We start from the raw sequence: 21,808 nt of genomic DNA on the forward strand, positions 1-21,808 counted from the left end.
CATGCTACTCGATTCCGGGGCCTCCGTCGCGCCATGTCCGGCTTCTCGTCCAAGGTCGGAGGTCGACGTCACCGAGGAGCAGCGCTGCCGTGTGCTCGAGGTGGGTGCGCATCGCCGCCGCGGCCGCGAGCGCGTCGCCGCCGACGACTGCGGCGACGATCGGCGCGTGCTCCTCGGCGATGTCGGACATGGTGCGGGTGCGGTCGATCGTGGAGACCCCGCGCACCTGGATCGAGTCGCGCAGGCGATCCACCTCCTGCGAGAGCCTCCGATTGCCCAGTGCCTCCCCCAGCACGGCGTGCAGGTCGCGATCGTGACCTGTGAAGCTGACCTCGTCGCCGATCCGGGCCGCCTGCCGCATCGCATCGAGGGCAGCGACCAGTCGAGCCCGCAGGGCGTCGTCGGCGTGCGTGGCCGCCCCGGCCGCGGCCGGCACCTCCAGCAGGAGGCGCAGCTCGAAGACGTCGCGCACGTCCTCTGCCTGCACGCCACGCACTGTGACGCCCCGGTTGCGCTCGATCGTCACGAGTCCCAGGTCGGCCAGCCGCAGCACAGCCTCCCGGACGGGGGTGCGCGAGACACCCAGCGCGTCGGAGAGTCGGTAGATCGAGTGCTGCTCTCCGGGAGCGAGCACCCCGGTGAGAATCTGCTCGCGCAGGCGGGCGAAGACGTCCTCGGTGGTCGATCGTGCTGCGGGGGCCTCGCTCACCACAGCTCGATCGACTGCCGCAGGATCGTGGCAACGTCGTCCTCGGTCACCTCGCGCGGCGCGGTGGCGAGCAGTCGTTGCTGCTTCATCGCCCCCTCGGCCAGGTCGGTGATGTCGCCGTCTCCGAAGCCGACCTCGGCCAGGCCCGAGGGGATGCCCACGTCGCGCATCACCTGGGCCAGCACGGTGGGCAGGAACTCCGAGACGTCATCGGGGCGCTGTGCGGTCGGCGCCAACAGCTCGGCGGCACGCACGTGCCGATCCGGTGACGCGTCGAAGGTGAAGCGGAATGCGGCCGGTGCACTCAGCGACACCGCCATGCCGTGCGGCACCATCGCATGGTCGGCCGGACCACCGTCGGGACCGTAGCCGTCGGGTCGGAAGTCGCGCACCCGACCGGCGATCGGGTAGGCGTTGGCGTGTGGGATGTGCACACCCGCGTTGCCGAAGCCCAGGCCGGCGAACGTCGCGGCCATCGCCATCTGGGTGCGCGCCTCCAGATCGTCGCCGTGCTGGACGGCGGAGCGAAAGGACGTCGCCATCAGGCTCAGTGCCTTCTCCGACCACATGTCCGCGATCGGGTTGGCTCCGCAGTACGGCACGCGCTCTCCGGGCTGCTTGTGCTCGTAGGAGGTGTAGGGCCGCGCGGTGTAGCTCTCGAGCGCGTGGCACAAGATGTCAAGGCCAGAAGCCGCGGTGACACTCGCCGGCTGGGTGAGGGTCAGCTGCGGATCGACGATCGCCATGGTGGGACGCAGACGGGCGTGCGAGATGCCGGTCTTGACGTGCTGACTGACCACGTCCAGCACGCAGATGGTGGTGCTCTCGCTGCCGGTCCCGGTCGTCGTCGGAATGGCGATCAGAGGCAGCAGCGCCTGGGCGGGTGCACGGCCCAGCCCCACTGGCGCGTTGACGTAGTCCATCAGCTCGCCCTCGTTGGTGGTGAGCAGGTTGACCGCCTTGGCGGTGTCGATGCTGCTGCCCCCGCCGATCGCCACGATCGCGTCGAACGGACCCTCGGCGCGGCCGAAGTCGATGGCCTCGATGAGACTGCCGTCGGTCGGCTCGACCCGCGATCGGTCGAACACGACAGCCTCGACCCCAGCAGCGGCCAGGCTCTCGGCCAGCTCGGCCGGCGCTCCGGTCGCCGCCACTCCCGGATCGGTCACGACCAGCACCCGCCGCGCGCCCGACTGGGCCAGATCGTGGCCGAGCTCGAAGCGAGCCCCCACGCCGAACTTCAGACCGGGAGCCCCGTAGGTGAACACGGTCTCGGGATGGGCGGGAACGAATGTCGACACGTCGGACCTCTTTCGTGGGTGTTCCACGCAGAATACGCACGAACGAGCCGGGTCGAGGTCCCGCACCTCATCGCGCTGGGACACGGAAACTACGATGGGCGCACTGTGTTCTCATCTGCTTCCGTGCGCCGCGCCGCCATTCTGTCCGTCGCCACACTGGCTCTCGCTGCCTGCCAAGCCGGCTCGGGTGATCCTGCTCCCGACGCCACCGCCAGTGCGACCGCGACCGCCAGTCCCAAGCCCGACGTCGCCATCTTCGAGTCGGGTCCGGACAGTCCGCTGGGCTACGGCCTCCAGGTTCCCGCCGGCGCCACGCAGCTCGGTCCGCTGAGCCGCATCCGCAGCGAGCAGATGATTAAGACCTACGCGCCCGATCTCCAGGCAGCTCAGGCGCAGCGAGACGCCGACCGCCGCGAGGATCTCGCTGAGCGAAGGGCGGAGAATCCCGACGAGGTGGTGCCCGTTCCGGTCCCGACGCCTGACGTCCGCCCGAGCCAGGACTCGTTCAACCCGTTGGAGGAGCAGCCCCGGCCCGACACCGTGATCTCCACGATGCGCATCGACGGTTCGCCTACCGTCGTGGTCCTGCGCATGATGGCGCAGATCTCGGCGATGCTGCCCGGGGCCGACGTCCCGATGCGGCTGACCGAGATGTGCACCGAGACCGACATGCGCATCACCGGGTGCACGGCCGAGGTCACCGGGACGACCGCGGACGACCGCGAGGTCCGGGTCGTCGTCAACGTGGATCCCGGCAACGTCGAGACCCGCACGTCCGCTCCATCAGCGTTGCGCCAGCCCGTCATGACCCTGCAGATCCGCTACGTCGGAGATGTGCGTGAAGGTCAGCGTGAACGTGAGTCCAGCGAGATCGGCGAGATCGCGGAGATTTCGCCCGACGTCGATCCCGAGGGCCTCATCTGGCCCAGCATGGATCTCGACGCCCCCGCTGACACCCCCTTGGTCGACGGTTTCGTGGCGCCCGAGGACGCGATCATCCTCCTCAGCGGCTTCTCCCCGCAGTTCGTCGAGCTCACGACCGACAAGGCCGCCACGGCGGACCTGCTGGCCCAGCGATGGGTGGAGGAACGCATCGAGGGCGAGGTGGCCAAGGACGTCGCAGTCGAGCTCAACGAGGTCAACACCACCTACACCGGCAGCTCGGAGGACGGCACCTACTACCGCGCCACCTACGTGCTGTCCGCGCGTGGCAACTACGTCCTGCTGCGGGTCTATCCGCCCGACGCACCCCGGTAGGACTCGGGGCCGTGGCTCCCGGTCCGATGACCGAGGGCGTGGGTCACCATCCCCAGGACCGGGGTCACCGACACGCCGATGTCGGCGACCGGGACCCAGGCAGCCAGATCCGTGGTGCCACCTGCGTCGATGACCTCCAGCGGGGCGTCAGGATCGACGGAGACCGAGTACAGCAGGTGCACGCCGTGATAGTCCTCGAAGCGGTCGTCGCGGCCCTGCTCCACGACGTGGACGTCGTGCACGTCGATCAGCTGTGCCTCGCGGGCCCGGAGACCGGTCTCCTCGAACAGCTCGCGGCGCACGGCGTCGTGGGGCGACTCACCGTGATCGACACCTCCCCCCGGCAGGGTCCACGCACCGGCCGGATAGCCCACCGCAGAGATGCGCGTCAAGAGCATCTCGTCGCCGCCGACACCCGCGCGGAAGGCCACCGCGTAGGCACCCAACCTCTGGGTCCGATGAGTACCGAGCCCCTCGGAGCCGTGTGCGGAGTCCGACGTCGTCCCGTCCGGCGGTGAGGTCACGACCTCTAGACTCGCAGACGATGAACAGCCAGCAGAACCCCCCGGCGACCACCGAGCGCGTGGCCTACCTGGACAACGCCCGCTACTGGGTGATGCTCCTGGTCGTCATCGGTCACTCGCTGACCCAGTTCACGGCCATGGACTCCGCCCGTTCGGTGTACGTGTGGATCTACTCGTTCCACATGCCGTTGTTCATCCTGGTCTCGGGCTACACGGCGCAGCGATACGTCGGCAACGAGCGCCAGGTCCGCCGGCTCGTCAGCACCCTGATCGTGCCGTACCTGATCATCGAGACCACGCTGCAGCTGCTGATGCGGCACTACGAGGGCTCTCCCGACCCGCTCGCCCTGCTGTCACCGCAGTGGCTCGGGTGGTTTCTCGCGGCTCTGTTCGTGTGGCGCCTGACGACCCCGATCTGGCTGGCGTTGAGATACCCGATCACGACATCGATCGTGATCTCGCTGCTGGTCGGTCTGATCGAGGTGCCCAACGTGATGGCACTGCCGAAGATTCTCGGCTTCCTGCCGTTCTTCGTCGTGGGTCTGACCATGACGCCCGAGCGGCTGCGCAGCCTGAGCCGCACTCCCGTGCGCATCGCCTCAGCCGTCGTGCTCGGTGGCAGCTTCATCGTGTGCTATCTGTACTCGCGCAACTGGACCAGCGACTGGCTGCTGTACAAGGCGCGGTACGACGAGGCACCGCTCAACTCGACTCCGTGGGAAGGGATCACGCAACGCGCCGAGCTCCTCGTGATCGGCTTCGTGCTGACCTTCGCCGCGCTGACCCTCGTGCCGTGGGCGCGTTCGTGGACCAGCTCCCTGGGCGAACGCACCTTCTACTGCTACCTGCTGCACGGGTACGTGATCTTCCTGCTCGACCAGCAGTTCGGCGTCTTCGAAGCGCTGGAGGGCTTCGGGGCCATCTCGGCGGTGGGCGCGATCCTTGCGGCCATCGCGCTGGCAAATCTGCTGATGCTGCCGATCGTCAAGCGCATCTTCTCGCCAGTCTTCGAGCCGAAGCTCACCTGGTTCTTCCGCCGTGACCAGGTCCCCGCTGACGAGTCACGAAAAACCACTGAGGAGTCACCTACGCAAGCGCGTTGACGCCTGCGGGTGACTCCTCAGTGGTTCTACGTGACTCGTCAGCGGTTCTCCGTGACTCGTCAGCGGTTCGGCTCGATCAGCTGCTCGGGAACGAGTAGTCGCTGTCGTCGAGCAGCACGGGCTCGGCCTCTCCGCCGAAGCCGTAGTCGTAGTCGCCATAGCCGGTGACGGCATAGGCGGCCTGACGGGCCTCGTCGGTCGGCTCGACCTTGATGTTGCGGTAGCGCTCCAGACCGGTACCGGCCGGGATGAGCTTGCCGATGATGATGTTCTCCTTCAGGCCACGCAGCGAGTCCGACTTGCCGTGGATCGCCGCGTCGGTCAGGACGCGGGTCGTCTCCTGGAAGGAGGCGGCCGACAGCCAGGACTCGACGGCCAGCGAGGCCTTGGTGATGCCCATCAGCACCGGTCGACCCGAGGCGGGGGTGGAACCTTCGGCAACGACCCGACGGTTCTCCTCCTCGAAGATCGCCCGATCCACCAGGTCACCGGGGATGAGCTTGGCAGCGCCCTGCTCGATCACGGTGATGCGGCGCAGCATCTGCCGCACGATGATCTCGATGTGCTTGTCGTGGATGGCCACACCCTGCGAGCGGTAGACCTCCTGGACCTCGTCGACCAGGTGCTCCTGGGCCCGACGGACACCGAGGATGCGCAGCACTTCCTGCGGGTTCGGCGTGCCGTGGGTGAGCTGCTGTCCGACCTCGACGTGGTCACCGTCGGAGATCAGCAGACGCGCACGCTTGGTGACCGGGTACTCGAACGGCTCTTCGCCGTTGTCGGGGGTCACGACCAGCTTGCGGCCCTTGTCGGAGTCGTCGATCGCCACGCGACCGGCGGCCTCGGTGATCGGCGCCTGTCCCTTGGGGACACGAGCCTCGAACAGCTCCACGACGCGCGGAAGACCGTGCGTGATGTCGTCACCAGCCACACCACCGGTGTGGAAGGTACGCATGGTCAGCTGGGTGCCGGGCTCACCGATCGACTGGGCGGCGATGGTGCCGACCGCCTCACCGATGTCGACGAGCTTGCCGGTGGCCAGCGAGCGGCCGTAGCACTTGGCACACGTTCCGGCCTTGGCCTCGCACGTCAGGACCGTACGAACCTTGACCTGGCTGACGCCAGCCCTGATCAGGGCCGCGATCTCCACGTCACCGAGGTCGCCGCCAGCCTCGACCAGCACGGTGCCCTCGGAGTCAGTGACCTCTGTGGCGGCCGAACGGGCGTAGGCCGACGTCTCGACGTTCTCATCGGCGACCAGCTGGCCGTCGTCGAGGGCCGTGGCGATGACCTTGGGCAGACCGCGCTCGGTGCCGCAGTCCTCCTCGCGAATGATGACGTCCTGGCTGACGTCGACGAGTCGACGGGTCAGGTATCCGGAGTCGGCGGTGCGCAGTGCGGTGTCGGCCAGTCCCTTGCGGGCGCCGTGGGTCGCGATGAAGTACTCGACGACCGACAGTCCCTCGCGGAAGTTGGCCTTGATCGGGCGCGGGATGATCTCACCCTTGGGGTTGGCCACGAGGCCACGCATACCGGCGATCTGACGCACCTGCATCATGTTGCCGCGCGCACCGGAGTGGACCATCATCCAGATCGGGTTGTCCTCGTCGAAGCCCTTCTCCATCTCGGCAGACACCTCGGCCGTGGCCTGGGTCCAGATCTCGATGAGCTCCTGACGACGCTCGTCCTCGGTGATCAGACCGCGATCGAACTGGGTCTGGACCTTGGCGGCCTGCGTCTCGTAGCCGGACAGGATCTCCTGCTTGCGCGGCGGCGTGACGACGTCCTCGATGGAAACGGTGACACCGGAGCGGGTGCCCCAGTGGAAGCCGGTGTCCTTGAGGTCGTCGAGCGCGTTGGCGACGTCGACCTTGGAATAGCGCTCGGCGAGATCGTTGACGATGACGCCGAGCTCCTTCTTGCCCACCTGGAGGTTGACGTACGGGTAGTCGACCGGGAGCGCCTGGTTGAAGATGGCGCGACCCAGCGTGGTCGACTGCGTCGTTCCGTCGATGCGCACCGAGATGTGGCTCTGCAGCGTGATCTCGTGAGCCTCGAAGGCCATCGTGGCCTCGGCGACCGAGCTGAACGCACGACCCTCGCCGATGTGTCCTGCACGCTCCAGCGTGAGGAAGTACAGGCCGATGATCATGTCCTGGGTCGGCATCGTGACCGGTCGGCCGTCGGACGGCTTGAGGATGTTGTTGGTCGACAGCATCAGCACGCGCGCCTCGGCCTGCGCCTCGGCGCTCAGCGGCAGGTGCACGGCCATCTGGTCACCATCGAAGTCAGCGTTGAACGCCGAGCAGACGAGCGGGTGGATCTGGATGGCCTTGCCCTCGATGAGCTGCGGCTCGAACGCCTGGATGCCCAGACGGTGCAGCGTGGGCGCGCGGTTCAGCAGCACGGGGTGCTCGGTGATGACTTCTTCGAGCACGTCCCACACGACCGACTTGGAACGCTCGACCATGCGCTTGGCGCTCTTGATGTTCTGCGCGTGGTTCAGGTCGACCAGCCGCTTCATGACGAAGGGCTTGAACAGCTCGAGTGCCATCTGCTTGGGCAGACCGCACTGGTGCAGCTTCAGCTGCGGGCCGACGATGATGACCGAACGGCCCGAGTAGTCGACGCGCTTGCCGAGCAGGTTCTGACGGAAACGTCCCTGCTTGCCCTTCAACATGTCCGAGATGGACTTGAGCGGACGGTTGCCCGGCCCGGTGACGGGGCGACCGCGGCGGCCGTTGTCGAACAGCGAGTCCACGGCCTCCTGCAGCATGCGCTTCTCGTTGTTGACGATGATCTCGGGAGCACCGAGGTCGAGCAGACGCTTGAGCCGGTTGTTGCGGTTGATGACGCGCCGGTACAGGTCGTTGAGGTCCGACGTCGCGAACCGGCCACCGTCGAGCTGCACCATGGGGCGCAGCTCCGGCGGGATCACCGGGACAGCGTCCAGGACCATGCCCTCGGGTGCATTGGTGCTGGCCAGGAACGCCGAGACGACCTTGAGGCGCTTGAGCGCACGGGTCTTCTTCTGTCCCTTGCCGGTCGCGATGATCTCGCGCAGCAGATCAGCCTCGGCGTCGAGGTCGAAGTCCTGCAGGCGACGCTGGATCGCGGCGGCACCCATGTGGCCCTCGAAGTACTTGCCGAAGCGGAACGTCATGTCGCGGTAGAGGAGCTCATCGCCCTCGAGGTCTTGAACCTTGAGGTTCTTGAAGCGGTCCCAGACCTCGTCCAGACGGTTGATCTCGCGGTCGGCGCGGTCGCGCAGCTGCTTGGCCTCGCGCTCGGCGCCGTCCTTGACCTTGCGCTTGGCGTCGGCCTTGGCGCCCTCGTCCTCGAGTGCCTTGAGGTCGTCCTCGAGCTTCTTCATGCGGTCGTTGACCGAGTTGTCGCGACGCTCCTCGAGCTGCTTGCGCTCCAGACCGATGCGGTCCTGCAGGGTCGACAGATCCTGGTGACGAGCATCCTCATCGACCCGCGTGATCATGTACGCGGCGAAGTAGATGACCTTCTCGAGGTCCTTGGGAGCCAGGTCCAGCAGGTAGCCCAACCGGCTCGGCACACCCTTGAAGTACCAGATGTGCGTGACCGGAGCGGCCAGCTCGATGTGACCCATGCGCTCACGGCGAACCTTGGAGCGGGTGACCTCGACGCCGCAGCGCTCGCACACGATGCCCTTGAAGCGGACCCGCTTGTACTTGCCGCAGTAGCACTCCCAGTCCCGGGTGGGACCGAAGATCTTCTCGCAGAAGAGGCCGTCACGCTCGGGCTTGAGCGTGCGGTAGTTGATCGTCTCGGGCTTCTTGACCTCACCGAAGGACCATCCTCGGATGTCCTCGGCGGTCGCGAGACCGATGCGGATGCGATCGAAGTAGTTCACGTCAAGCACAGTGAGCTTCTTTCCTGGTGTCTCGAAATTTCTCTGTTCTGGGGAGGTCTGGGCGGCCGCGCTCTGCGGCAACTCAGACTTCTTCGACGCTGGAGGGCTCACGACGCGACAGGTCGATGCCAAGTTCCTCGGCCGCCCTGAAGACGTCGTCCTCGGCATCGCGCATGTCGAAGGCGGATCCGTCGCTGGACAGCACCTCGACGTTGAGGCACAGCGACTGCATCTCCTTGACCAGCACCTTGAAGGACTCAGGGATGCCGGGCTCAGGGACGTTCTCGCCCTTGACGATGGCTTCGTAGACCTTGACGCGGCCCGCGATGTCATCGGACTTGATCGTCAGCAGCTCCTGCAGCGCGTATGCGGCGCCGTAGGCCTCCAGGGCCCAGACCTCCATCTCACCGAAGCGCTGGCCACCGAACTGGGCCTTGCCGCCGAGCGGCTGCTGGGTGATCATCGAGTACGGGCCCGTGGAACGTGCGTGGATCTTGTCGTCCACGAGGTGGTGCAGCTTGAGCAGGTACATGTAGCCCACGCTGACCGGCTCGGGGAACGGCTCACCGGAGCGGCCGTCGAGCAACCGCGCCTTGCCGTCACGACCGACCATGCGCACACCGTCACGGTTGGGGAGCGTGGCGGCCAGCAGGCCCTGGATCTCGTCCTCACGCGCACCGTCGAACACCGGGGTCGCGACATTGCTGTCGGCCGGTGCACGATCTGCACCGATCTCCCGCAGCCGGTCGGCCCACTCGTCCTTGAGGTCCGCGATGTCCCAGCCGGTCTTGGCGACCCACCCGAGGTGGGTCTCCAGCACCTGACCGACGTTCATGCGGCCGGGCACGCCCAACGGGTTCAGGACGATGTCGACCGGGGTGCCGTCCTCGAGGAATGGCATGTCCTCGACGGGCAGGATCTTGGAGATGACGCCCTTGTTGCCGTGCCGGCCGGCCAGCTTGTCACCGTTGGAGATCTTGCGCTTCTGCGCCACGTACACGCGCACCAGCTGGTTGACGCCGGGGCTGAGCTCGTCGCCCTCCTCGGCATCGAACACGCGGACGCCGATGACGGTGCCCTGCTCGCCGTGCGGCACCTTCAGCGAGGTGTCGCGCACCTCGCGCGCCTTCTCACCGAAGATGGCGCGCAGCAGGCGCTCCTCGGGGGTCAGCTCGGTCTCGCCCTTGGGCGTGACCTTGCCGACCAGCACGTCACCGTTGCCGACCTCGGCACCGATGCGGATGATGCCGCGCTCGTCGAGATCGGCGAGCATCTCATCGGAGACGTTCGGGATGTCCCGCGTGATCTCCTCCGGTCCGAGCTTGGTGTCGCGGGCGTCGACCTCGTGCTCCTCGATGTGAATCGAGGTGAGGACGTCGTCCTGGACGACGCGCTGGGACAAGATGATGGCGTCCTCGTAGTTGTGGCCCTGCCACGGCATGAAGGCGACCAGCAGGTTGGTGCCGAGCGCCATCTCGCCGTCCTCAGTGCACGGACCGTCAGCCAGAGGCGTGCCGATCTCCACCCGCTGGCCATTCGCGACCAGAGGGCGCTGGTTGGTGCAGGTGCCCTGGTTGGAGCGCTGGAACTTGGCCAGACGGTAGGTGCGGTTGGCGCCATCGTCCTGGGTGATCTCGATCAGGTCGGCCGAGACCTCCTTGACCACGCCGGGGGCCTTGGCCACCGTGACGTCACCGGCGTCGACGGCGGCACGGAACTCCATGCCGGTGCCGACGAGCGGGGCGTCGTTGCGGATCAGCGGGACGGCCTGACGCTGCATGTTCGAGCCCATGAGCGCGCGGTTGGCGTCATCGTGCTCGAGGAACGGGATCAGGGCCGTGGCCACCGACACCATCTGGCGCGGGGAGACGTCCATGTAGTCGACCTGCGGGGCGGCCAGCAGCTCGGCCTCACCACCGCGCTGGCGCACCAGCACCATCTCCTCGGCGAACGAGCCGTCCTCGGCGAGAACCGAGTTGGCCTGCGCGACGATGAAGCGATCTTCCTCGGTGGCGGTCAGGTAGTCGACGGTGTCGGAGACCTTGCCGTCGATGACCTTGCGGTACGGCGTCTCGACGAAGCCGAAGGAGTTGATTCGGGCGAACGACGCGAGCGAACCGATCAGACCGATGTTCGGTCCCTCGGGAGTCTCGATCGGGCACATGCGGCCGTAGTGCGACGGGTGGACGTCGCGGACCTCGTAGCCAGCGCGCTCACGCGACAGCCCGCCCGGTCCGAGCGCCGACAGGCGACGCTTGTGCGTCAGACCGGCGAGCGGATTGTTCTGGTCCATGAACTGGCTGAGCTGGGACGTTCCGAAGAACTCCTTGAGCGCGGCGACCACGGGGCGGATGTTGATCAGCGTCTGCGGCGTGATGGCCTCGACGTCCTGGGTGGTCATGCGCTCACGCACGACCCGCTCCATGCGCGCCAGACCGGTGCGGAGCTGGTTCTGGATCAGCTCGCCCACGGTGCGCATGCGGCGGTTGCCGAAGTGGTCGATGTCGTCGGCCTCGACGATCGTGGTGCCCGCGGGCATCTCGATCTCGGTCTCGCCGGCGTGCAGGGCCACGACGTACTTGATCGCGGCGACGATGTCGTCGATCGTCAGCGTCTGCTGGTCGAAGGCTTCCTCGACGCCGAGCTTGCGGTTGATCTTGTGGCGACCGACCTTCGCGGTGTCGTACCGCTTGGGGTTGAAGTAGTAGTTCTCCAACAGGGTCTGCGCGGCCTCGCGCGACGGCGGTTCGCCCGGTCGCAGCTTGCGGTACAGGTCCAGCAGCGCCTCATCCTGCGTCTGCGGGGTGTCCTTCTCCAGCGTCAGCGCGATCGAGTCGTACTGGCCGAACTCCTCGAGGATCTGTGCCTCGGACCAGCCCAGCGCCTTGAGCAGCACGGTGACGCTCTGCTTGCGCTTGCGGTCCAGACGGACACCGACGAGATCGCGCTTGTCGATCTCGAACTCCAACCACGCACCGCGCGACGGGATCACGCGAGCGGTGTAGACGTCCTTGTCCGACGTCTTGTCGGCCTGACGCTCGAAGTACACGCCCGGCGACCGGACCAGCTGCGACACCACGACACGCTCGGTGCCGTTGATGATGAACGTGCCCTTGTCCGTCATGAGCGGGAAGTCGCCCATGAAGACCGTCTGGCTCTTGATCTCGCCCGTCTCGTTGTTCATGAACTCGGCGGTGACGAACAACGGCGCGGCGTAGGTGACGTCGCGATCCTTGCAGTCCTCGACCGTGTACTTGGGCGGCTCGAAGCGGTGATCGCGGAACGACAGGCTCATCGTCTCCGAGAAGTCCTCGATCGGGGAGATCTCCTCGAAGATGTCCTCCAGACCTGACCGGGTCGAGACGTCGGTGCGGCCCTCGGCGAGCGACTGCTCCACCCGGGCCTTCCACGAGTCGTCGCCGATCAGCCAGGCGAAGCTCTCGGTCTGCAGAGCGAGAAGCTCAGGAACCTCAAGAGGTTCGGAGATCTTGGCGAAGGAGATGCGGCGGGGCTGTACGGTTGCGGCGGAACGCGATGCGGCCAAGAGGGGTCCTTCCAAAGGCTCACAACCTGTGGCACCAGGTTGCAGCGTGATACTGGGCTACGGTTCGATCTACGGTGAACAGGTGGTACGAGCGGGGAATCGATATGTGCGCACGCCAAACGGCCCCGGTCAAGGGCACCCTCGATGAGGCTAAATGAGGGCATGACGAGAAGAGCGCGAAAGTTCAGCATAACGCGCGCGCCACACCGAAGCAACACCGGGTCTTGACAAATGCGTCACAGTAAGGAAAAGTGTCGCGCTTTTGCTCGCGTTCCAGCCCGAACGCAGCATCGATGCGGCGCTGGCTCGCCGTCAGAGGGCGCGGATGTCCCCGACCTTCCAGTCTCCGTCGCCCTTGACGAGGTCGACGACGATCCGGTTGCCGAACACCGTGGAGGCGTCATCGTCCTGGGTGCGGCGGTCCAGGTCGACGAACACGAGCACCGAAGCCCGGTCGGCGGAGCACTCGTCGCCGCACGGGAGCACCGCGGCGTTGCGGGCGACCGCCTCGACGACGACCTCGCGCTGCGGCGCGATGTCGGTGAGCGCCGGGGCAATCTGGTCGAACTGCTCGGCGTACGCCGGCGTCATCAACGCCTTGGACTCGGCCGTGTGGTCGTCGAGGTCGTCGAAGCTGAACGAGAAGATCGTCTCGGCCGCGTTGGTGGCCGCTGCCACCGCCTCGGTCCGGTTGTCCTCGGTCGACTCCCCCAGGAAGTGCTGCAGGCCGAACCAGCCGATCACGGCGCCGGCCACTAAAACCAGGGCCGCCCCTGCCGTGATGACCGTGGTGCGGCGGGACCCCGGGGTCGGCGAGACTCGCTTCTTCGCGGCCAGCGTCTTCGTGGCTGGAGCCTTCGTGGCTGGAGCCTTCGTGGCTGGGGTGGTCGTAGCGGCGATCGAGCTGGAGACTGGAGTGCTGGAGGCTGGAGTGCTGGAGGCTGGAGTGCTGGAGGCTGGAGTGCTGGGCGCCTCGGTGACGGCCCCATCGGCCACCGGCGCTGCACCTGCACCCTTCGAAGCCGGAGACTTCTTCGGCTGAACCTTCTTGGCCGGCGCCTTCTTGACCGGGGCCTTCTTGTCCGCAGCCTTCTTCGCCGGGGCCTTCTTCGCCGCTGTCTTCGCGGCGGGGGCCTTCTTGGCCGGGGCCTTCTTGGCGGCAGTCTTCTTCGCCGCAGTCGTCGCGGCCGGAGTCGTCGCAGCGGCCGGGGTCTCGTCGGTCGCCGTCTTCTTGGCCGCTGACGGACGCTTGCGCGGCGTCGGCGCCTTGCGGGCGGGCTGCGTGGGGGCCGCTGCCTCGCCGGCGATCTTGCGGCGCGGGGGCGGCGGTGGAGTCTGGTCGCTCACTGGCCGTCCTCTGCATCGGGTTCGGCGGAAGGCGCCGGTGCTGGCGTCTCGCCGGTGGCGGCTGGATCCGGCGTGGCTTCCGGGTCAGGCGTTGCCCCGGGATCCTCGGCATCGGCGGGCTGCGCCGCAACAGACTCGAACTGCGAGATGCGCCATTCGTCGTCGACGAGCTGCAGGTTCACCGTCCAGCGGAACTGGCGCAAGATGGCGGACTCGTTGTCGGTGTTGGTGACCTGGGCATCGACCACGGCGAGCGCGACCGCGGAGTCGTCGTCGACACTCTGGACCGCGACGTCCTTGACCACGGCGTCACCGCTCTTTTGCTCCTTGTCGGCGATGGCCTCGAACAGGGCGTCGGTCAGCTCGACGAAGTCGGCGTTGTAGTCAGCGGTCAGCAGACCGGACATCCGCTCCTGATAGCCCTCGACATCGGCGACATCATAGGTGTTGTAGGTCGTCGCGAAGTCGTTGACGCGGGAGATGATCGCCTTGTCGGTGGCACTGTCCTGCGCTTCACCGGCCCGTGAGGGCACGACCCACAGCACCAGTCCGGCCACGGCGAGCGCGAGCCCGAGCGCACCGACGATCCAGACGAATCTGGGAACGGCGGGTGCGGACGTGGGGGTACGGGCGGTCACCGGCTGGCCGGGTCGATCAACATCCACGACAGAGCGTCCTTTCCGGAGACGGCTGGCGCCGTCCGGTTCAGATCCCTGACCTCGAGGTCGGTCTTCGACGGCTGACGCGCAATGGTGTTCTCGACCGTACAGTCAGGGCTCACAGGCGGCGGGCCCTGCTGGAAGGGAAACAGCTGGTCGGTGACATCGCTGGGGTCCCGGCGCGTGCGATAGCCGTCGCTCTCAGGTCCTGCCCCCTCGGCACCGGGCGCCGTACACACCGGCGAGGTGAGGGAGTTCAGGACGATGCCGAACCGGGCGTTGTACTCAGGTTGGCCATCACCGTCCTCGTCCGGTTTCTCCGCGAGGGCACTGTATGTGCCCTCCAACAGGTACGGATACAGCGTGAAGATGGTGCGGACGCCCAGCTGGTTCTCTGCCAGCGGCTTGCCGGCGGTGATGAGGTTGTTGATGACGACCGTGAGGTCGTCGGCGTTCTCCGCGACCAGCTCGTCGGTGTTGCGGGCCGCGACCGTGCCGTCGTCGAGCAGCCGGCGCAGGTCCGGGTCGGCATCGACCAGGGTGTCGGAGAAGAGCGCCAGGTTCTCCGAGAACGTGCCGAGCTGGTCCTGCTTGTCGATCTGGGTCTGCAGCACCTGGTCGGACTGGCGGATCAGCTGACGCGTGACGTCGATGTTGTCGTCGGCGGCGTTGATGAACTCGCTCGAGGTGTCGAGGATGCGGCTGAGGTCGGGCCCTGCTCCCTCGAATGCCTGGCCGAGCTCGGAGACCACGGTCTGCAGGCTGTCGGTGTCCACCGAGGAGACCAGTGCGTTCACGTCGAGCAGCAGCGTGGTCGTGTCGATGGGGATGCGGGTGTTGGCGAGCGTGACCTCGGACCCATCGGCGAGGAACGGTTCGCCACGGCCCCGCGGCTGCAGGTCGACGTACTGCTCGCCGATGGCGGACTTGTTGGCCACCACGACCAGCAGGTCGGCGGGAATGTCGGGCGCGCTGTCCTCGATGTCGAGGCGCACCTCGACGCCGGCGGGCGTGAAGGTGAGCTTGCCGACCGTGCCGACCTCGATGCCGCGGTACGTGACCTGCGCGCCGGCGAAGATACCGCCGGAGTCGCTGAACTGAGCCGTCACCTCGTACGTGCGGTCGATGAAGAGGCGGTCGAGCTGGGCATAGCGCCCGCCCACGATGGCGCCACCGATGAGGGTGATGATCGCGAAGATCACCAGCTGGATCTTGGTGAGTCGGGTGGTCACGGTGTCACCGCCGGCTGGAGAAGGAGCAGGGCAAGATCCGGCGAACCGTCACCACTGGTCGGGGCCGGGCGGCACATACCGAGCAGCCCACACACCGGGCCACCACCGGACCCGGAGTCGGAGTCAGAGCTGTTGTCGGGCGACGGAGAGCCTCCGTCAGGCGAGGTGTTCGCCCCGGGGCTGGGTGCACCGGACGAACCGTCAGCGCCGGGGAGCCGCAGCCCCTCGAGGGTCCGCTGCAGCTCGGCCATGTTCGGGTCGGACTCCGCCTGGCCCTGCGCCTCGTCATCGGGTGCCGCCTCGGACTCGGCGCCATCGGTGGCGCCGCCCTCGGGAATCAGAGCGCCCAGACCGAGCGCCTCCAGCAGGTTGGTAAGGCCCTCGAGGTCGAGCGATTCGAGGAGAGACTGGAGCACGTCGGTGCTGAGGTCGAGGCTGACGTCGAGATTGGCGAAGTCGCCGACGCAGAAGCCCGTGTTGTCCCCGCTGCCTGCCGGTGCATTGCACTCACCGAGCGCCGGGATCGGGTTGTTCCGGGTGCCGTCGAGATCGGCGCCCGAGCCGATGGTTCCGTCGGTGAACGGGTAGGTCAGCAGCGCCTGGAAGTCGAAGGCGAGGTCGTCTGCGGACTTCGTCAGGTTGGTCAGCGTCGGCACCAGCAGCTTGAGGTCGGCCACGACATCGTCCTTGGACTCGCGAATCACTCCGGTGGCCACGTCGCCCAAGCGGTTGAGTGCCTCCAGCAGACCGACGAGGTCGTCGCGCTGGTCGTTGACCACCCGCAACGCCTCGGGCAGGTCGTCGAGGGCGCCGGTGATGGCATCACGCTGGTTGTTGGTCGTGATGGCGAGCCGGTTGACCTTCTCCAGCGAGGTCAGGATCGCCTCCTTGTTGTCGTCGATCTGACCCAGGAACGTGTTGGACGTCTCAAGCAGTTCGCGGATCTCCGCTTCGTTGCCATCAAAAGTCTGGCTAAGCTCCTTGACGATCGTGTTGGTGCGCTCCAGGCCACCTCCGTTGAACAGCAGGGACGCGGCGCTCAGCACCTCTTCGATCTCTGGATTGCGGCCGGTGCGAGCCAGTGGAATCGCATCGCCGTCGCTGAGCTCACCGGTGGCGCCGGACTCCGGCGCCTCCAGCGAGACGAACTTCTCGCCCAGCAGGTTGGTCTGACGGATGGAGGCGACCGCGTTGTCGGGCAGCTTGGCGTCGTCGTTGATCTCGAGGGTGACCATCGCGTTCCACCCGTTGAGCCGAATGTCGGTGACCTTGCCCACCGCGATGTCGTTGACCTGCACACCGCTCTGCGGCACGAGGTCCAGGACGTCGCGGAACTCGGCCGTGACCACATAGGGATCGTCGCCGAGATCGGCACCGCCGGGGAGGGGCAGGTCGTACGGGGTGAAACCGCAGCCGCTGAGTCCCACGGCCACGGCCACGGCGCCCGCCGAGATCTGAAGTCGTCGCTTGATGGTCATCACTTCACCGCCAACATGTCGGCGACTGACGCCTGGGATTGAGTCGACACGGCTTCGGAGGGGGCCGCGCGCTGAAGAATGTCCGCGAACTGTCCGAGAGCGTCCTCCGGAGTCGGCGGGGGCGAGTTGTTGACGCCACCCAGGCCGTCGAGCAAGGAGGCGATGAGATCGGGCAGACCCAGCCCATCGATCAGTTCACTGAGCCCGTCGCACACCCCGTTCGCACCGGGCTGCTCACCTAGGAGACCGCACAGGAACTGCACGGGATCGCCCAGAAGGTCACCAATGACCTGATCGATGGAGGTGCGCACGTCGAGCGTTCCCGAATTCGGGTTGTAGGCCAATGCCACGTTGGCCAGGGCCGTGGGCGCGGCCACCGCTGCCTCCTCGATCTGGTCGGAGCGGTTGGCCAGGACCTGAGTGACCTCGCGCAGGTTGGTCACGTTCTCGCGCAGCGAGCCCTGGTTGTCGGTGACCAGCTTGTTGACGTCGACCAGCGCCAGGCTGAGCTCGCGCAACGTGGCCTCGAGGTCCTGGCGCTCCCCCTCGAGCACGGTCGAGACCCGCGCCGTGCTGTCGTTGAAGGCACGCACCGTGTCATCGTTGCGGTTGAGCAGCTCGACGAAGTCGCGCACCTCGCGCAGGCTGCCGAACAGTTCCTCCTTGTTGTTGGACAGCGTCGTGCTGAGCTTGCCGAAGTTGGTCAGTGTCGTGTTGAGCTGAGCGCCCTGGCCGTCGAGCTGCCCGGCCGTGTCGTCGAGCAGGCGGCTCAGAGCACCGTCCTTGTTGGCGCCCTCGGGTCCCAGTGCGACGGAGAGGTCGTCGAGCGACTTGTAGATGGTGTCGAGCTCGACCGGCACCGCGGTGCGGTCGACAGGCAGGAACGCATCGTCCTCCAGGGCCGTCCCTCCCCCGTAGGCGGGCGCGAACTGCACGAAACGGTCGCCGACGATCGCCGGTGAGACGATGACGGCCTTGACGTCGGCAGGGAGCGAGACGCCCTCCTCGTACGAGAGCCTGGCGCGGACGACTTCACCACGCGGTGTGAGGGACTCGACGCGGCCCACGGCCACCCCGAGGATCTTGACGTCCGACCCCTCGTACAGCGAGTTGGTCTGCGGGAAGTCGACGGTGACGTAGCTCTTGCCGTCGCGGCCCGTCACGGCCAGCAGCAGCGCGCCCACCAGCAGGACAGCCACCGCGGCCGCCAAGAGCTTGGAGATGCCGGTCAGACGGTCGGACAAGGAGGTGGGACTCATTGGCTGTCTCCTTGTTGCAGTGCATCGGCGAGCTGACCTGGCAGCGCGCTGCCATCGGGCTGGACACCGAGGAACGTGTCGAAGAAGGGGCCACTACCCAGGGCGTTGGCGAAGACGTTGAGGAACCCGGGGTACTTCAGCAGCGCCTGGTCGAGGCTTTCCTTGTTGGCCACGAGCGCATCGGTGACGTTGTCGAGCCGGTCCAGCGCCGGCTTGAGATCCGCGCGGGTGTCGGCCACCAGTGCTCGCAGCTGGCGCGAGATGGTCTGCGTGGACACCAGCAGCTGGTTGATCGAGTCGCGGCGATCGCTGATCGCGTCGAACAGCACGTCGGCGTCCTCGAACAGGGTGACCAGCTCGGTGTTCTTGGAGTTGATCGCGCTGGAGACCTTCTCGAGGTTGACCAGCAGCGTGTTGATCTGCTGGTCGCGAGCGGCCAGGTTGACCGAGAGGTCCGAGACTCCGCGGATGGCACCCTGGAACTCCTCGGGAGTGGCTGCGGCGATGTCGGAGACGGTGCTGAGCGCTTCGGCGAGCTGATCGGTGTCGATCTCGCCCACGGTCGTGCTGAGCTCGGAGAACGCCTCGACCACGTTGTACGGGGAATCAGTGTTCTCCAGCGAGATGGTGTCGCCGACCTCGAGCGTGCCCTCGCCGACCGGTTGCAGCGCGAGGAACTCCGCACCCAGCAACGTGCGGACCCGGATGTCGGCCGTGGTGTCGGCCGTGAGCTCGGTCCCCGTGTCCATCTTGAAGGTCACGATGGCGCGGTCGCCTGCGAGCTCGATGCCGGTCACCTTGCCGACCGAGACGCCCGCGACGCGGACCTCGTTGTCCTCCTCGAGGCCACCGATCTCGCCGAACTCGGCCTGGTAGGTGTCCCCGCTGCCGATGATCGGCAGCTGATCGGCACGGAACGAGCCGAGCATCAACGCGGCGATGATGGCCAGGCCGATGATGCCGATGATGGTGGCATTGCGTTCGCGGAACGGCTTCACAGCTCACACCTCGCTCCGCCGACGGGAAGTGAGCCGCCCCCGGGGACGCCCAGGTTGACCTCGTCGAGTCCCAGCTCGGGGATGTTGATCGTGCCACTGAGTCCGCACAAGAAGAAGTTGAACTGCGATCCGCTCGAGGCGGCGTTGCCGAACTTGGTCAGCTTGCTGGGGAAGACCTGGATCGAGTCCGTGATGAGCTTGAGGTTGCGATCGGTGCCGATCTCTCCGGCGAACGCATTCAGCTGCTTGATGTCCTCGGTCAGGGCGGGTCGGCCCTTGACCAGCAGATCAGAGGTCTCGTTGCTGAGCTCGGAGATCGAGTCGATGGAGTCGAGGATCGCGTTGCGGTCGGTCTTCAGACCGGTGACGAACTGCTGCAACGTCTCGATCGTGTCGGTCAGCTCCTCATCGCGATCGCCGATCGTGTCCAGCACCGTGGACAGGTTGGTGATCACGTCGCCGATCAGCTGGTCGCGGTCTGCCAGCGTGTTGGTCAGCGAGCTGGTGGTGGCCAACAGGCTCTCGACGTTGCCGCTCTCCCCCTGCAGGGTCTTCACGATCTCGAAGGTGAACTTGTTCAAATCGTCCGGCGACAGCGCCTGGAAGACCGGTTTGAAGCCGTCGAGCAGAACGTTGAGGTCCAACGCTTCCTGGGTGCGGTCCATCGGGATGGTGCTGCCGGCCTCGAGCCGCGCTCCGGCCCCGTCGGCACCCTGCTCGAGGGACAGGTAGCGCTGGCCGATCAAGTTGCGGAACTTCAGGCGCGCGTTCGTGTTCTGGGTCAGCGGCATGTCGGCATCGACCTCGAAGGTGACCAGCGCGTTGGTGCGATCGACGACCTCGACCTTGCTCACTGCGCCGACGGCCACGCCGGCCACCCGCACGTCGTCGCCCTTGGCCACGCCGGTGACGTCCTCGAACACCGCCTTGTACTCGGTGCGCTCACTGAAGCTCAGATTGCCCAGCGTGATCATCAAGATGAAAGTCGCACCCCCGGTCAGGACCAGGAAGAAGACCAGCTTGAGCAGTGCGGCGAAGGACTCTGCGTCCAGGATTCGACTCAGTCTCATCGCACGCTCACCGCCGTTCCGTGCAGCACCGGACTCATCATCAGCGAGGCGACATCGGGTACGTCGGCGGCGTCCATGCCGACGCGGGCGCCGAACAGGGTGTTGAGCGCTTCACGTTCGGCCGGCGTGTCGAGGCCACCCATGCTGGGCTGCACCGTCGACACCAGAGCGTTGGACGAGGCCGCAGGACGGTTGGACGGCTGGACGTCGCCGAACTTGCCGTGATCGCTCTGCACGTTGAAGATCTCGTAGACCGCTGGCGGGATGCTGAAGGGGTTCTCCTGCGAGGACAACTCCCGCTCCGCCTCGGGGTTGCCGACGATCTCGTTCAGGTCCAGGCACGACGGAGTGGCCGCGTTGTCCGCCGTGATCGGGACCCCGTTGCCAGGACTCGGAGCCGGACCCCGGGACGCGTCGTCGAAGTCCTGCTGGGTCGCCTCGAGATTCTCCGATCCGTCCGAGGCGTACGGGAGCGGTTGCGGGGCGAGAACCTGGGCGTCGATGTGCAGCCTTCCGTCGCGGAACGCACTGTCGAGGCGCGGGATGATCTCGCGCATGCTGGCCAGGAAGCACGGGAAGGTGGGCGCGTAGTCGGCCAGCACGTCCAACGTGACCCGACCGTCGGAGGCGAGCCGAGGAATGTTCTCGGCATTGGCCGAGGTGAAGTCCGTCAACGTGTTCGACAACGCCGTTCCTTGGTCGAAGAACGCAGCCAGCTGGGCGCGCTTGGCCACCAGCGTGTTGCCCGTGAAGGTCACGTTGCTCAGCGTGCGACCGAGCTCGGGCAGGGCGTCGGAGTAGCCGTCGGCGACGGTGCCGAGCTTGACCAGGTCGTCGATCAGCTGTGGCACGTCGGGATTGGCCTTCTTGAGGTAGCTGTTGGTGGTCACGAGAGTGTCGCCGAGCTGCTCGCCGCGTCCGCTGAGGGCATCGGACAGCGCGGTCAGCGTGTACGACAGGTCTTCGGGGTTCACAGCGGTCAGCAACGGTTGGATGTTGTTGAGGACCTCTTCGACCTCGATCGGCACCGCGGCACGATCGATGACTGCACCCGCCTGCAGCGACTCGCCGGTGAGGGTCTCGGGTGGGATGAGGTCGACGTACTTCTGACCGAACAAGGTCTTGGGCACGATCTGCACCGTCACACCCTCGGGCACGTCGTCCAGCAGCTCCGGCTTCATCGCCAGCAGGATCTCGACGCCGTCATCGGTGGAACTGATCTCACGGACCTCGCCGACGAAGATACCGCGCAGCTTGACGTCGGCGTTCTCGGGCAGGCTCAGGCCAGCGTTGCTGGCGCGGACCGTGACCGGTTCGAAGTCGACGAACTTCTTGTCGAAGAAGGCATAGGTCAACCAGACGAAGAACACGACCATGGCCAGGAACAGGGCGCCGAGTCCCCGGATGGAGGACTTGCGCTCGAGCAGACGAGTACGCGGCATGG

Annotated in this window: 15 protein-coding genes; 2 read left to right on the plus strand and 13 right to left on the minus strand. The window is 66.6% G+C overall.

The genetic code is table 11. From position 1 onward, the window contains the following. Window positions 1–4 precede the first annotated feature (4 nt). Both ACHAA3_RS05605 and ACHAA3_RS05610 read right to left on the minus strand, forming a co-directional pair. Entirely contained in the window at window positions 5–709 is a 705-nt protein-coding gene (locus ACHAA3_RS05605; protein WP_435707964.1) for a GntR family transcriptional regulator, read from the minus strand. Beyond that, window positions 706–2,010 (minus strand): hydroxyacid-oxoacid transhydrogenase, encoded by a 1,305-nt coding sequence (locus tag ACHAA3_RS05610; RefSeq protein WP_435707965.1) that lies wholly within the window; start codon window positions 2,008–2,010, stop codon window positions 706–708. Before ACHAA3_RS05610 ends, ACHAA3_RS05605 begins: the two co-directional genes overlap by 4 nt. A gap of 105 nt (window positions 2,011–2,115) precedes the next feature. Between ACHAA3_RS05610 and ACHAA3_RS05615 the strand changes: the two genes are divergently transcribed. Beyond that, window positions 2,116–3,267 (plus strand): hypothetical protein, encoded by a 1,152-nt coding sequence (locus ACHAA3_RS05615; protein WP_435707966.1) that lies wholly within the window; start codon window positions 2,116–2,118, stop codon window positions 3,265–3,267. On the opposite strand, the gene ACHAA3_RS05620 is transcribed toward ACHAA3_RS05615, so the two are convergent. Further along, on the minus strand, window positions 3,243–3,791 hold the full coding sequence (locus ACHAA3_RS05620) for an NUDIX hydrolase (RefSeq protein WP_435707967.1): 549 nt from the start codon (window positions 3,789–3,791) through the stop codon (window positions 3,243–3,245). The two genes, ACHAA3_RS05615 and ACHAA3_RS05620, sit on opposite strands and share 25 nt — an antisense overlap. Window positions 3,792–3,811: 20 nt before the next feature. Here ACHAA3_RS05620 and ACHAA3_RS05625 point away from each other — a divergent pair, with 20 nt between their 5' ends. Then, complete coding sequence (locus ACHAA3_RS05625; protein WP_435707968.1) at window positions 3,812–4,894, plus strand: acyltransferase family protein; 1,083 nt, start codon at window positions 3,812–3,814, stop codon at window positions 4,892–4,894. Between the two features lie 76 nt (window positions 4,895–4,970). On the opposite strand, the gene ACHAA3_RS05630 is transcribed toward ACHAA3_RS05625, so the two are convergent. The 10 genes from ACHAA3_RS05630 to ACHAA3_RS05675 form a co-directional block, all read right to left on the minus strand. Continuing rightward, window positions 4,971–8,786: a DNA-directed RNA polymerase subunit beta' gene (locus ACHAA3_RS05630; RefSeq protein ID WP_435707969.1), complete on the minus strand. Its 3,816-nt coding sequence runs from the start codon at window positions 8,784–8,786 to the stop codon at window positions 4,971–4,973. Between the two features lie 73 nt (window positions 8,787–8,859). Further along, the gene (rpoB, locus tag ACHAA3_RS05635; RefSeq protein ID WP_435707970.1) at window positions 8,860–12,321 is read right to left on the minus strand and encodes a DNA-directed RNA polymerase subunit beta; all 3,462 of its coding nucleotides are present in this window, start codon (window positions 12,319–12,321) and stop codon (window positions 8,860–8,862) included. A 312-nt stretch (window positions 12,322–12,633) separates the two neighbouring features. After that, window positions 12,634–13,668: a hypothetical protein gene (locus ACHAA3_RS05640; protein WP_435707971.1), complete on the minus strand. Its 1,035-nt coding sequence runs from the start codon at window positions 13,666–13,668 to the stop codon at window positions 12,634–12,636. After that, window positions 13,665–14,333 (minus strand): hypothetical protein, encoded by a 669-nt coding sequence (locus ACHAA3_RS05645; RefSeq protein ID WP_435707972.1) that lies wholly within the window; start codon window positions 14,331–14,333, stop codon window positions 13,665–13,667. Before ACHAA3_RS05645 ends, ACHAA3_RS05640 begins: the two co-directional genes overlap by 4 nt. Further along, window positions 14,303–15,559, minus strand: coding sequence for an MCE family protein (locus ACHAA3_RS05650; protein ID WP_435707973.1), 1,257 nt, complete (start codon window positions 15,557–15,559; stop codon window positions 14,303–14,305). Before ACHAA3_RS05650 ends, ACHAA3_RS05645 begins: the two co-directional genes overlap by 31 nt. Next, window positions 15,556–17,037, minus strand: coding sequence for an MCE family protein (locus ACHAA3_RS05655; protein ID WP_435707974.1), 1,482 nt, complete (start codon window positions 17,035–17,037; stop codon window positions 15,556–15,558). The genes ACHAA3_RS05650 and ACHAA3_RS05655 overlap by 4 nt, the downstream gene beginning before the upstream one ends. Continuing rightward, on the minus strand, window positions 17,037–18,296 hold the full coding sequence (locus tag ACHAA3_RS05660; RefSeq protein ID WP_435707975.1) for an MCE family protein: 1,260 nt from the start codon (window positions 18,294–18,296) through the stop codon (window positions 17,037–17,039). The genes ACHAA3_RS05655 and ACHAA3_RS05660 overlap by 1 nt, the downstream gene beginning before the upstream one ends. Next, window positions 18,293–19,294: an MCE family protein gene (locus tag ACHAA3_RS05665; protein WP_435707976.1), complete on the minus strand. Its 1,002-nt coding sequence runs from the start codon at window positions 19,292–19,294 to the stop codon at window positions 18,293–18,295. The genes ACHAA3_RS05660 and ACHAA3_RS05665 overlap by 4 nt, the downstream gene beginning before the upstream one ends. Continuing rightward, window positions 19,291–20,364: an MCE family protein gene (locus ACHAA3_RS05670; RefSeq protein WP_435707977.1), complete on the minus strand. Its 1,074-nt coding sequence runs from the start codon at window positions 20,362–20,364 to the stop codon at window positions 19,291–19,293. Before ACHAA3_RS05670 ends, ACHAA3_RS05665 begins: the two co-directional genes overlap by 4 nt. After that, the gene (locus tag ACHAA3_RS05675; RefSeq protein WP_435707978.1) at window positions 20,361–21,806 is read right to left on the minus strand and encodes an MCE family protein; all 1,446 of its coding nucleotides are present in this window, start codon (window positions 21,804–21,806) and stop codon (window positions 20,361–20,363) included. Before ACHAA3_RS05675 ends, ACHAA3_RS05670 begins: the two co-directional genes overlap by 4 nt. Window positions 21,807–21,808: the final 2 nt, after the last annotated feature.

The sequence above is a fragment of the Aeromicrobium sp. CF3.5 genome (assembly GCF_051262695.1).
In the GTDB taxonomy this organism is placed as follows: Bacteria; Actinomycetota; Actinomycetes; order Propionibacteriales; family Nocardioidaceae; genus Aeromicrobium.

Excerpts from the sequence above, each read along its gene's own strand:
- ACHAA3_RS05625 (WP_435707968.1), top strand. The coding sequence starts at position 3,812 with ATGAACAGCCAGCAGAACCCCCCGGCGACCACCGAGCGCGTGGCCTAC.
- ACHAA3_RS05655 (WP_435707974.1), bottom strand. The coding sequence starts at position 17,037 with ATGACCATCAAGCGACGACTTCAGATCTCGGCGGGCGCCGTGGCCGTG.
- ACHAA3_RS05660 (WP_435707975.1), bottom strand. The coding sequence starts at position 18,296 with ATGAGTCCCACCTCCTTGTCCGACCGTCTGACCGGCATCTCCAAGCTC.
- ACHAA3_RS05670 (WP_435707977.1), bottom strand. The coding sequence starts at position 20,364 with ATGAGACTGAGTCGAATCCTGGACGCAGAGTCCTTCGCCGCACTGCTC.
- ACHAA3_RS05675 (WP_435707978.1), bottom strand. The coding sequence starts at position 21,806 with ATGCCGCGTACTCGTCTGCTCGAGCGCAAGTCCTCCATCCGGGGACTC.